The organism is Collinsella sp. AF08-23 (assembly GCF_003479805.1).
GTDB lineage: Bacteria > Actinomycetota > Coriobacteriia > Coriobacteriales > Coriobacteriaceae > Collinsella.
Genome location: NZ_QUHV01000005.1, coordinates 23,946 through 36,127, shown reverse-complemented (window position 1 = coordinate 36,127; position 12,182 = coordinate 23,946). Strand labels below are relative to the sequence as shown.

7 protein-coding genes are annotated in these 12,182 nt (G+C 64.3%); 4 read left to right on the top strand and 3 right to left on the bottom strand.

The window, feature by feature from the left end; genetic code table 11:
* Positions 1-154: 154 nt before the first annotated feature.
* Positions 155-2,539, bottom strand: a complete 2,385-nt coding sequence (gene ppk1, locus DWV48_RS03925; protein WP_118653545.1) for a polyphosphate kinase 1 — start codon at positions 2,537-2,539, stop codon at positions 155-157.
* A gap of 283 nt (positions 2,540-2,822) precedes the next feature.
* Here ppk1 and DWV48_RS03920 point away from each other — a divergent pair, with 283 nt between their 5' ends.
* The gene (locus DWV48_RS03920; RefSeq protein WP_118653544.1) at positions 2,823-3,905 is read left to right on the top strand and encodes a 6-phosphofructokinase; all 1,083 of its coding nucleotides are present in this window, start codon (positions 2,823-2,825) and stop codon (positions 3,903-3,905) included.
* Between the two features lie 5 nt (positions 3,906-3,910).
* Here DWV48_RS03920 and DWV48_RS03915 read toward each other — a convergent pair whose 3' ends face one another.
* Complete coding sequence (locus DWV48_RS03915; RefSeq protein WP_118653543.1) at positions 3,911-4,615, bottom strand: response regulator; 705 nt, start codon at positions 4,613-4,615, stop codon at positions 3,911-3,913.
* Positions 4,608-7,343, bottom strand: a complete 2,736-nt coding sequence (locus tag DWV48_RS03910; protein ID WP_118653542.1) for a sensor histidine kinase KdpD — start codon at positions 7,341-7,343, stop codon at positions 4,608-4,610. Before DWV48_RS03910 ends, DWV48_RS03915 begins: the two co-directional genes overlap by 8 nt.
* A gap of 321 nt (positions 7,344-7,664) precedes the next feature.
* Between DWV48_RS03910 and kdpA the strand changes: the two genes are divergently transcribed.
* Genes kdpA through kdpC form a run of 3 tightly spaced genes read left to right on the top strand, consistent with a single transcriptional unit; the run spans position 7,665 to position 12,162 of the window.
* Positions 7,665-9,488: a potassium-transporting ATPase subunit KdpA gene (gene kdpA, locus DWV48_RS03905; RefSeq protein ID WP_118653541.1), complete on the top strand. Its 1,824-nt coding sequence runs from the start codon at positions 7,665-7,667 to the stop codon at positions 9,486-9,488.
* Between the two features lie 16 nt (positions 9,489-9,504).
* Positions 9,505-11,559, top strand: coding sequence for a potassium-transporting ATPase subunit KdpB (gene kdpB, locus DWV48_RS03900; RefSeq protein WP_118653540.1), 2,055 nt, complete (start codon positions 9,505-9,507; stop codon positions 11,557-11,559).
* Positions 11,560-11,571: 12 nt separating this feature from the next.
* Positions 11,572-12,162 carry a potassium-transporting ATPase subunit KdpC gene (gene kdpC / locus DWV48_RS03895; protein ID WP_118653539.1) on the top strand — a complete coding sequence of 197 codons (591 nt, stop codon included), beginning with the start codon at positions 11,572-11,574 and terminating at the stop codon, positions 12,160-12,162.
* Positions 12,163-12,182: the final 20 nt, after the last annotated feature.

Sequence of the window (12,182 nt, the reverse complement as noted above, 5' to 3'; positions counted from 1 at the left end):
GGCGGCGCGGCATGTCAGCCGGATTTGACGGAGCCGCGCGTAGAATGTCGAAATTGACGCGCTTCAATCGCGTATTTTTCGACATTACACGCGCGGTGCACCGGCTGCCCGTCGAATACGAAAGCGTCCTCGTCTTGAAAACGGGTAATGGCGGCTAGGAGAACATCTCGCGGAAGCCGCGCATCACCATGTGCCAGCCGCGCTTGAAGTTGCTCTCTTTGCCCTGTTCGGTACCCTTGTGGCCGTCTGTCTCTTGGGACTCGACAGCTTGGTTGAGCTCGTTGGTTTCCGTTGTGGAGGCAACCGGTTGCGACGGCGTCGCATCGGCATTCGACGTGTCGGGCTCCCGGCCTGCACGGGGGTTCACCGCTTCCGCGTCATGTGCGATTTCGTCACGCGCGGCACGTTCGACCTCGACGGCTCGAGCCGCGCGTCTCTCCTCTGCGGCGCGAGCGCGGTTGGCAGCCTGCGTCATGAAGTGCTCCTGTGCATTGAAGGGCTCATCGCCCTCCGCTCGGGCAACGGGCTCCCAGGTGCCCTGCGCGCTCAGCTCACGAGCCTTCACGTTGTCGCGCAGCTGATCGGCCATGTAGTCGCGCACCATGGCGCGACACGTGGGGTCGAGAACGGGATAGGCGATCTCCACACGGTGCTCGGTGTTGCGCGTCATCATGTCGGCGCTCGACAGGTAGACGGTGTCGGCGTCCTCACCGAAGGAGTACACGCGCGCGTGCTCCAGGAAGCGACCCACGATAGAGCGGATGTGCACGTTCTCGGTGCTGCCCTCGATGCCCGGCAGCATGCAGGATATCCCGCGGATGATCATATCGATGCGGACACCCGCTCGGCTTGCCTCGGCGATCTTATCGATGACCTCTCGGTCGGTGAGGGAGTTCATCTTGAAGAAGGCGTGGGCGGGCATGCCGGCGCGCGCACGGGCGATCTCGCGGTCGAGGCCGTCCATCACGAGGGGCTTGAGCCCGGCGGGCGCCACGCCGAGGTAGCGGTACTCGCCGCGCAGGTTGCCCAGGGTGAGGTTTCGGAAGAACGCGTTGGCGTCCTCGCCGATGCCCTCGTGCGCAGTCATGAGCATGAAGTCCGAGTACAGGCGTGCGGTCTTCTCGTTGAAGTTGCCGGTCCCCAGTAGGGTAATGCGGCGAATCTTCCCCTGGTCATGATAGGTGAGTTGGCAGATCTTGGAATGGCATTTGAAGCCCTCCGCACCGTAGATGACGGTGCAGCCCGCCTCCTCGAGGCGCTCCGCCCAGGCGATGTTGTTCTCCTCGTCAAAGCGCGCGCGGAGTTCCATCAGCACGGTCACCTCTTTGCCACGCTCGGCTGCGGAGATGAGCGACTCGCACAAACGCGACTGACGCGCTACGCGGTAGAGCGTGATGCGCAGCGAGATACAGGTGTCGTCGTGGGCGGCCTCGTTGATGAGGCCGAGAAGCGTGCCCATCGACTCGTAGGGGTAGAACAGCAGCTTGTCGCCGGCGAGCACCTGATCGCGCATGGAGTCACCCGGGCAAAACAGCGGGCTCGGCTGGGGGGCGAACGGAGGGAACAGGAGCCGGTCGCGCACGGTGGCGGGCAACTTGCCCTCCAGGGAGTAGATATATCCCAAGTCAAGGGGCATGGTAACCGACAGGACGGCCTGCTGGCTCAGTCCCAGTGCCTTGCGGATCGACTTGAGGGACTCGCGGGCGAGATCTCCGTGCACGGCGAGGAGCACGGGCTGGAGGCGCAAGCGCTTCTTGAGCACCTTCTTCATGTGCTGGCGGTAATCCTCGTCTTCCTCGACGCCCTCGCCGTCCGGGTCGAGGTCGGCGTTGCGCGTGACGCGGATTACCGCGCGATCCTGCGGGACATAGGAGCCAAAACACGATTCCAGGCACGCCAAGATGACATCCTCGAGCAGGATGTAGCGCAGCTGGCCGTCGTTTCTCGTGATCTCGACGACGCGGGGGAGCGAGCTTGGGACCTCGATGATGCCGAGGAGCCCTTGTTCGTCTTCGGAGGCGGCGGCGAGCGTGCAGACGATGTAGAGGGCTCCGTTGCGCAGGTTGGGGAAGGGGTGGCGCGGGTCGATGATGAGCGGCGAGAAGATGGGGAGCACGTTGCGGTCGAAGTAGCTGCGCACCGCATCGCGCTCGGCACCTATGAGCTCGGAGGGCGTGATGCGCTCGATGCCCTTGGCGCGCAGGAGGGATTCGATGGCGTCGAGGGACGAGGCGGCTTTGGAGAACAATCCCGGCAACGCCGAGAATACGGCCGCCACTTGCTCGGAGGGGGTCATGCCGCTCTTGTTGTCGCGTGGCTGCCGCTTGAGGGTCGCCAGGCTTGAGAGTCCACCCATGCGGACCATGAGGAACTCATGCATGTTGCTCTCAAAAATCGCGATGAATTTGAGGCGCTCGAACAACGGCACCGTGTCGTCGAGGGACTCGGAGAGCACGCGTTCGTCGAAACGGAGCCAGGAAAGTTCACGGTTTTGGGTGTAACTCAAATCACGCTGCTTGTTGTGTCCGTCGTTGCCCATGATGGCTCCCTCGTGTTGCGGTGCTTGCCGGAAGTGGTGGTACCTGTGAAATCGCATGGATGTCTTTAGGTTATCGCCGTGCCTCGGTTCATGGTGAGTGTAACGCGCAAGCATGATGGACTCTTTACGCGATGCTTTCGAGCATGTTAAAGAATCGCGCGTATGTAAGCGATGCGCGCGGACACGCTGAGCGGGGCTTCGTTGGGCGTACACTGTTGAATATGTGAATAGACCGCGCTCGCCGCCCTTCAGGCGGCGTGTGCCATGAGCGTGAGGGGTACCTATGGTGCGAATCGGCCTTCTGACGAGCGGTGGCGACTGTCAGGCGCTCAACGCCACCATGCGTGGCATCGTAAAGACCGTCGTCAACCTGTCGACGGAGCCCGTTGAGATCTACGGGTTCGAGGACGGGTACCAGGGCATGATCTACAAGCGCTATCGCAAGATGGCACCGGTCGACTTCAGCGGCATCCTCACGCGCGGCGGGACCATCTTGGGCACGAGCCGCACGCCCTTCAAGCGCCTCGACACGCCCGAGGCCGACGGTGTGGACAAGGTCGCCGCCATGAAGGAGACCTATCGCGAGCTCAAGCTCGATTGTCTGTTTATGCTGGGCGGAAACGGCTCCACCAAGACGGCCAACCGCTTGCGCGAGGAGGGTCTCTCCGTCATTGCCCTGCCCAAGACCATCGACAACGACACCTGGGGCACCGACCTTACCTTTGGCTTCACGAGCGCGGTCGAGATCGCCACCAGGTGCATCGACGACATCCACACCACCGCGAGCAGCCACGGACGCGTCTTCGTGATCGAGATCATGGGCCATAAGGTGGGTTGGATTCCGCTGTACGCCGCGGTTGCGGGCGGTGCCGACGTCTGTCTGATTCCCGAGATCCCCTACGACATGGACAACGTGATCGCCGCGATCAATCGCCGCATGCAGGCCGGTGCCCGGTTCACCATCATCGTGGTCGCCGAGGGCGCTATCTCGCGCGATGAGGCGACGCTGTCCAAGAAGGAGTACAAGAAGCTCGTCGCGGCGCGCACCTCTCCGTCCATCGTCTACGACATCGCGCGCGAGATCGAGGCCCGCACCGGTCGCGAGACGCGTGTGGCAATCCCCGGTCACACGCAGCGCGGAGGCCAGCCCGATGCGCAGGACCGCGTGTTCGCCACGCAGTGCGGCGTCGAGGCGGCTTTGGGTTTCCTGGAGGGGGAGAGCGGCTTTATGGTCGCGCAGCGCTCTGGCAAGATGTGCCGCGTGCCGCTGGAGGAGGTCGCCGGCAAGCTCAAGTACGTCGACCCCGGCAGCGACCTGGTGCACGAGGCGCGTTCCCTGGGCATCTCCTTTGGCGACGAGGCCTGATCGGACTAGAGTCGCTGCATGCGGTAGCCCACGCCCACGTGCGTCTGGATCATCGTCGGGTGCGAGGGGTCGGCCTCTATCTTCTTGCGTAGGGTCCGCATGAACACGCGAAGACTCGCGATGTCGCTATCCCAGCTCGTCCCCCAGATTTCGCGCGTGATGAACGTGTGCGTGAGCACCTTGTCGACGTTTTTCGCCAAAAGCACGAGGAGCTTGTACTCGGTGGGCGTGAGCGAGAGCCGCTCGCCGTCGAGCTCGGCGTACCCCGCGGCATAGTCGATATGCAGGCCCCCGTTGTCGAAGGTGCTCGACTCGACGGAATCGGCCGCGGGCATGGCCGAGCGTCGCAAGTTGGCGCGCACGCGGGCGAGCATCTCCTCCACCGAGAAGGGCTTCGTTAGGTAGTCGTCCGCGCCGGCGTCGAGCGCGCCGATTTTATCCGAGTCTTCGGTGCGTGCCGAGATGACGATGATGGGCACCGCCGACCAGCTGCGGACCTTGGATATGACGTCCACGCCGTCGATGTCGGGCAGGCCGAGATCGAGCATGATGAGGGCGGGGTTGCGCGAGGCGGCGTCCAAGATGGCCGTCTCGCCATTCGTCGCCGCCTCGACGTCGTATCCATGCAGGCCGAGCGCGGTCGTCACGAGATTGCGGACCGCCGGGTCGTCCTCGACCACGAGTATGTTTGAGCGTGTGCCGTCATTCATGGATCTCGATCTCCTCGGCGGGAAGGGTGAAGCGGAAAACCGCTCCATGGGGGTGGTTGTCATGCACTTCGATGGTACCGCCATGCGCCTCTACAATCGAGCGGCACAGCGACAGCCCGAGCCCGAAGCTGCGATGGGAGTCCACGGGCAGCGCTTTGCTCGAGATGAAGAAGCGGTCGAAGACGTGCGGTTTGTCGCAGTCGGCCACGCCCGGCCCGTCGTCGGCGACCTCGACAACGACGAAGGCCCCGGCCCTTCGCGCGCCCACCGTCACGGTCGAGCCCTCGGGCGTGTACTTGAACGCGTTCACGACGAGGTTGGTGAGGACCTGCATGATGAGGTGGACGTCTATCTTTACCAAGAGGAGCTCGTCCGTATGCGCGGCGACGACCCGGTGGCCGCGCGCCCCGCGCGCGACATGGCCGAGGGCGGCGGCTATGACCTCATCCATGAGCTCCGAGGTGAGGTTGAGGTGCATGCCCGCATCCTCGACGCGCGTGATGGCGAGGAGGTTCTCGACGGTGTCGATCAGCCAGAGCGAGTCGTCGTAAATGGCGTCCGCGAGCTCGAGCCGTTTCGCGTCCCCGAGTTTCTCCCCACCATCGCGCAGCACGGCGGCAGATCCCGAGATCGCGGTGAGGGGCGTCCTCAGGTCATGGCCGATGGATCTAAGCAGGTTGGCGCGCAGCTGCTCGTTTTTGGCGAATACGGCGGCCTCCTCCCGCTCCCGCGCCGTCTTGTCGCTCTCGAGGGCGAGTGCGCACTCGCCGACGATCGACAAGACGATGGAGTGCTCGAACGCCTCGAGTCCGCGCCCCTTAAGATCGATGCCCACGACGCCGAACACCTCGTTGCCTGCGCGCACCGCAAGGTAGAGGCATTGCGCCTCTGGCAGGGTGTGAGTGCTCGCCCCAGCGTGCTTGTTGTTGTTGAAAGTCCACGTCGCCACGGCGCGCTCGTATTCGGTGAGCAGGGACGTGCGGTGGTCTTCGGCCCCGGCGCTCTCATACAGCGGCTCTCCGAGCAGGTCGCCGTCTGCGGGGTAGAAGACGACGTCGAGCCTGAGGAGCTTCACGAGCTGGCTCATGGCGATGCGCGCTCGTGCCTGGGGTCCCTGGGCCCGCTGCAGGAGCTGGTTGGTTTCGAGGAGCACGCGGGTCCTGAAGGCGTTTTTCGCCGAGGTACGCGCGTTGTCGGTGAGGCGCGCGGTGAGTTCGGCTGCCACCATTGCGGTCGCGAACATGATGACGAAGGTCACGAGGTAGCTTCGGTCGTAGCTGTCGAATGAGAACAGCGGCGTCACGAAGCAGAAGTTGTAGAGCACCACCGAGAGGATGCTCGACACGATGGTGCAGACGCGCCCCGTGGTCGTGACGGCCGTGAGCAGGGCCGTGAGGATGTAGAGGGAGATGATGCTCGAGTCGGCGAACCCGAGTCCGCGGAATGCGGTGCCAACTGCCGTGGCGATGGCGGATAGGCCCAGCGTGAGCAACATGTCCCGCCTGCTCGGCAGATGAGGTTCCGAGGCCGTTGGCCGGTCCTGCCCCCGCCTGGCCGGAACCGGCTGATCGGGGATGATGTAGATGTCGAGGTTCGGCGCGATGGCGATCAGCCTCTCCACGAGCGACTTGCGCCCGAAGAGCGCGTGATGCAGGCCACGCGCCTCGCCGGTGCGCCCCATGACGATCTTCGAGATGCCGGACAGTCGCGCGAACTCGGCGATCTGAAAGGCGATGTCGTCCCCATACACCGTTTCCACCTGCGCGCCGAGCTGTTCGGCGAGGGCGCTGTTCGATGAGAGGCGGGCACGTTCGTCCTCGTCCATGGTCTGGGTTCGCGGACTCTCGACGAATAGGGCGACGAGTTCGCCGTGGAAGGCCTTCGACAGCCGCGCGGCCGCCCGCACGATGCGCGGGTTCGTGGGGGCGGGGGAGAGGCAGACCAGGATGCGCTCGCTGGTGTAGTAGTCGCGGTTGCCGAGCACGCGCGCGGCGTCGGCGAGGCGCCCGGTGCGGTCCGCGCATCTGCGGAGGGCGATCTCGCGCAGCGCCGTGAGGTTCTCGATGCTGAAGAAGTTGCGCTGCGCGCGGTCGGCCTGCGCCGCGCGGTACACGAGTCCGGCCTTGAGGCGCTCGAGCAGGTCCTCGGGCTCGATATCCACGAGCTCGACCTGGTCGGCGTCATCGAAGACGCGGTCGGGGATGCGCTCGCGCACGACGACGCCCGTGATGGAGGCCACCATGTCGTTCAAGCTCTCGATGTGCTGGACGTTGACCGTGGTGTAGACGTCTATGCCGGTGCGCAGGAGCTCCTCGACATCTTGATAGCGCTTTTCATGGCGGCACCCCGGTGCATTGGTGTGCGCGAGTTCGTCGACGAGGATGAGCTGCGGCGCCCGGGCCAGGGCAGCGTCGAGGTCGAATTCCGCGAGTTCGATGCCGTTGTGCTCGATGGCCATATGCGGGATGCGCTCGATGCCCCGCGACAGGCGCGCCGTTGCGGGGCGCTCATGAGGTTCGATATAGCCGGCGACGACGTCCACGCCGCGCCTCTTGGCGGCGTGTGCGGCCTGGAGCATGGCGTAGGTCTTGCCCACGCCCGCGGCGTACCCGAAGAAGATCTTGAGGTGCCCTCGACGTCCGCGGCGCTCCTGTGTGTGGGCGTCCTGTTCGAGCGCTCTGAGCAGGAGGTCGGGGTTAGCCCGTACGTCGGATGCAGTGCGTGACATTGCGAGGCCTTTCTCGCCGGTGTGGATCGATTGCGGCGGTGGGATGGGCCGCCTCGAGCATGCGATGAGTATAGGGCTCCGTTCGGGGCGCCGCATCCGTCCAGCTGCATCTTTACGGCATCTTAAGGCCGGAGGGCATCACTCTAACACCGTTTTAATCCGCTTCGCCGTTTACTGTTCCCAGGCACTCGGGGAAGGGTGCCACCCGTGATTCTCGGAAGGAGCGGTTACATGAATGTCCTGATCCCGATCATAGGCATCACGTGCATCGGCCTGTTGATCTACTACATTTATATTTTGATGAGGAGTGATTCGTAACCCATGAGCGCTGCAATTCAGTACATCCTGTACTTCGCCGTGCTCGTCGTTTTGGCCATCCCGCTCGGTCGGTTCATGGCCCGTGTCATGGACGGCGAGCATACCTTTTTGTCACCCGTGCTCGCACCCGTCGAGCGGGGCGTCTATCGCCTGCTCCGCATTGACTCGCATGAGCAGATGGGCTGGAAGCGCTACCTGGTGAGCGTCCTCGCCTTCTCGGGTATCGGGCTCGTGGTGCTCGTCGCGCTCCAGATGCTCCAGGCCGTCCTGCCGGGCAACCCGCAGCACCTGCCGGGTGTGTCGTGGGACCTGTCGTTCAACACGGCGGCCTCCTTCATCACCAACACCAACTGGCAGTCCTACTCCGGCGAGACCACCCTGTCCTACCTCGTGCAGTTCATGGGCCTCACCGTGCAGAACTTCGTCTCCGCCGGTACCGGCATCGCGGTCATGTTCGCTCTGATCCGCGGTTTCCGCCAGGTCAAGGAGCAGGGTCTGGGTTCCTTCTGGGTCGACCTCACCCGCACCGTCCTGTACGTGCTCATCCCGCTGAACCTCGTGTTCGGCATCTGCCTGGCTGCCGGTGGCGTCATCGCCAACTTCCAGCCGGCCCAGAAGGCTGAGCTCGTAGAGCCCGTTGCCGTTCAGCCTAATGCAGACGGCGGCTGGAGCGTCATCGACGACGCCCAGATCGAGGGAGACACGGTCAAGGTCGATGGCAAGGTCGTCGAGGACGCACGCGTGGTCACCGAACAGTTCCTGCCCCAGGGCCCCGCGGCTCCTCAGGTCGCCATCAAGCAGTCCGGCACCAACGGCGGCGGCTTCTTCGGCGTGAACTCCGCCCATCCGTATGAGAACCCCAGCGCCTTCACCAACATCATCGAGATGACCAGCCTGCTGCTGATCCCGGCCGCCTGCTGTTTCACCTTCGGTATCGGCGTCAAGAACACCAAGCAGGGCAAGGCTATCTTTGCCGCCATGTTCATCTTGCTGGTGATCTTCACCGGCATCATCGCCGTCAACGAGCATGCGGGCACCCCGCAGCTGGCCGATGGCGGAGCGGTCAATATCGAGATGACCGACGGCCAGGCCGGCGGCAACATGGAGGGCAAGGAGAGCCGCTTCGGTATCGCCGCCTCCTCCACGTGGTCGGCATGCACCACCGCCGCTTCCAACGGCTCGGTTAACTCCATGCACGACTCCTACACCCCGCTGGGCGGTTTCGTCCAGATGCTCCAGATGGCTCTGGGCGAGGTCGTCTTTGGCGGCGTGGGCTGCGGCCTGTACGGCATGATCGGCTTCGCCATCCTCACGGTGTTCATCGCCGGTCTCATGGTCGGACGCACGCCTGAGTTCCTGGGCAAGAAGATCGAGCCGGGTGAGATGCGCTGGGCAGTTGTCCTGTGCCTGGCAACTCCGTTTGCCATTCTGGTGTGCTCGGCCATCGCCTGCATGGTGCCCGGTCTTGTCGACCAGCTCAACAATGGCGGCGCGCACGGCTTCTCCGAGGTGCTGTATGCCTTCACCTCATGCGGTGGCAACAACGGCTCGGCGTTTGCAGGCATGAACTGCAACATTCCCTGGATCAACGTCATGCTCGGTCTCGAGATGCTGTTCGCCCGCTTCATGCCCATCATCGGCACGCTGGCTATCGCCGGCTCGCTGGCCAAGAAGGGTAAGGTCGCCGAGAGCGCCGGCACCCTGTCTACCACCAACGGCATGTTCGTATTCCTGCTCGTGTTCATCGTTCTGCTGATCGGTGCCCTGAGCTTCTTCCCGGCCCTGGCGCTTGGCCCCGTTGCCGAGTTCTTCCAGATGATTGCGTAAAGGAGGGCGCAGATTTATGGCTATGCAAAAAGACATGATGGGCCGCGCGGTCCGCGACTCGTTTGCCAAGCTGGATCCTCGCGTCCAGATTCAAAACCCGGTCATGTTCCTGGTATGGCTTTCCGCCGTCATGACCTCCGTCCTGGCCGTCGCTTCCATCTTCGGTGTGCAGGACGCGGGTGTGCCCACCTACTATGTGGTCGCCATCGCGGTCATCCTGTGGCTCACCGACCTGTTCTCGAACTTCGCCGAGGCGCTTGCCGAGGGCCGCGGTAAGGCTCAGGCCGATTCCCTGCGTGCGGCCAAGAAGGATGTCGAGGCCCATCGCATCGAGTCCGTTGAGGACAAGGAGCACTTCACTGTCGTTCCCGGCACCGAGCTCACGCGCGGCGACCTGGTGATCGTACGCGCCGGCGAGCAGATCCCCGGCGACGGCGACGTCATCGAGGGCGCTGCCTCCGTTGACGAGTCCGCCATCACCGGCGAGTCCGCCCCCGTGGTCCGCGAGGCCGGCGGCGACCGCTCTGCCGTTACCGGCGGTACCACGGTGCTGTCCGACTGGATCGTCGTCAAGATCTCCAGTGAGCCCGGCCAGAGCTTCCTGGACAAGATGATCGCGATGGTCGAGGGTGCCGCGCGCAAGAAGACTCCCAACGAGATCGCTCTGGAAATCTTCCTGGTGGCCCTCTCCATCGTCTTTATCCTGGTCACGCTGGCCCTGTATTGCTACTCCTGCTTCTCGGCCGGTCTTAACGACATGGTCAACCCCACGGCCGTGACCACGCTCGTGGCGCTGCTCGTGTGCCTGGCTCCCACTACCATCGGCGCGTTGCTGTCCGCCATCGGCATCGCCGGCATGAGCCGTCTGAACGAGGCCAACGTGCTGGCCATGTCCGGCCGCGCCATCGAGGCCGCCGGCGACGTCGACATCCTCATGCTCGACAAGACCGGCACCATCACCCTGGGTAACCGCCAGGCCGCCGAGTTCATCCCGGTCGACGGCGTCGATCCCGCGGAGCTGGCCGATGCCGCCCAGCTTTCCTCGCTGGCCGACGAGACCCCCGAGGGCAGGTCCATCGTCGTGCTCGCCAAGGAGCAGTTCGGCCTGCGCGGACGCACGCTCGAGGACAAGGGCATGGAGTTCATCCCGTTCACCGCGGCGACGCGTATGTCCGGCGTGAACTACGAGGGCAATGAGATTCGCAAGGGCGCCGCCGATTCCGTGCGCGCCTACGTGGAGGCAGCCGGCGGCGTGTTCTCCCAGGAGTGCGACGAGGTCGTCGAGCGCATCGCCAAGGCCGGCGGCACCCCGCTGGTCGTGACCAAGAACTGCCGCGTGCTGGGCGTCGTGTACCTCAAGGACATCATCAAGTCCGGCGTTAAGGAGAAGTTCGCCGACCTGCGCCGCATGGGCATCAAGACCATCATGGTGACGGGCGACAACCCGCTCACCGCCGCGGCAATCGCCGCCGAGGCGGGCGTGGACGACTTCCTGGCAGAGGCCACCCCCGAGGGCAAGCTCGCGAAGATTCGCGAGTTCCAGCGTGAGGGTCACCTGGTCGCCATGACCGGCGACGGCACCAACGACGCGCCCGCTCTGGCGCAGGCCGACGTGGCCGTGGCCATGAACACGGGCACCCAGGCCGCCAAGGAGGCCGGCAACATGGTCGACCTCGACTCCAGCCCCACCAAGCTCATCGAGGTCGTGCGTATCGGCAAGCAGCTGCTCATGACCCGCGGCTCGCTCACGACCTTCTCGGTGGCCAACGACGTGGCGAAGTACTTCGCCATCATCCCCGCCCTGTTCTCGCCGATCTACCCGGGCCTCGGCGCGCTCAACATTCTCGGTCTGGCGAGCCCGCTGTCCGCGGTTCTTTCGGCCATCATCTATAACGCGCTCGTTATCGTCGCGCTGATCCCGGCCGCGCTGAAGGGCGTTAAGTACCGCGAGGTGCCCAGCGGGCAGCTGCTCTCCCACAACCTGCTCGTGTGGGGTCTGGGCGGCATCGTTGCCCCGTTCGTATTCATCAAGCTCATCGACATGCTGCTCGCGTTCTGCGGCATTATGTAAGTGGAGGTTTGTATGTTCAAAGGTGTCGCATCGCGTGCGCTGGGCGTGTTCGCGCTGTTTACCGTTGTCTGCGGCCTGGGCTATACGCTCGTCGTGACCGGCATCGCCCAGGTTGCGTTCCCGTATCAGGCGAACGGCTCTCTCATCAAGGTCGACGACAAGATCGTGGGCTCCGAGCTGATCGGCCAGAACTTCGAGGATGAGGACCACATGTGGGGCCGCATCCAGAACGTGTCGGTGGTCGAGGACGAGAACGGCGAGCTCATGGCCTACGGCGCCCCGTCCAACCTGTCCCCGGCGAGCGAGGAGTATCAGGAGCTCGTGGATGCGCGCGTCGAGAAGATCCGCGCCGCGAACCCCGACGCCGACATGGACGCCGTGCCCGTCGACCTGGTGACGTGCTCCGGCTCGGGCCTCGACCCCGAGATCTCCCCCGATGCCGCCGAGTACCAGGTGCCGCGCCTGGCGAAGGCCACGGGCAAGAGCGAAGGCGAGGTGCGCGACATCATCGCCCAGTGCACCAAGGGCCGATTCCTGGGCGTCTTCGGCGAGCCCACGGTCAACGTGCTCAAGGTGAACCTCATGTTGGACGGCGTGCTGTAGACGGCGTTTTCGACTAGAGA

Bases quoted from the DNA above. Each gene is read 5' to 3' on its own strand.
- ppk1 (WP_118653545.1), bottom strand. From the start codon at position 2,539: ATGGGCAACGACGGACACAACAAGCAGCGTGATTTGAGTTACACCCAA.
- DWV48_RS03920 (WP_118653544.1), top strand. From the start codon at position 2,823: ATGGTGCGAATCGGCCTTCTGACGAGCGGTGGCGACTGTCAGGCGCTC.
- DWV48_RS03915 (WP_118653543.1), bottom strand. From the start codon at position 4,615: ATGAATGACGGCACACGCTCAAACATACTCGTGGTCGAGGACGACCCG.
- DWV48_RS03910 (WP_118653542.1), bottom strand. From the start codon at position 7,343: ATGTCACGCACTGCATCCGACGTACGGGCTAACCCCGACCTCCTGCTC.
- kdpA (WP_118653541.1), top strand. From the start codon at position 7,665: ATGAGCGCTGCAATTCAGTACATCCTGTACTTCGCCGTGCTCGTCGTT.
- kdpB (WP_118653540.1), top strand. From the start codon at position 9,505: ATGGCTATGCAAAAAGACATGATGGGCCGCGCGGTCCGCGACTCGTTT.
- kdpC (WP_118653539.1), top strand. From the start codon at position 11,572: ATGTTCAAAGGTGTCGCATCGCGTGCGCTGGGCGTGTTCGCGCTGTTT.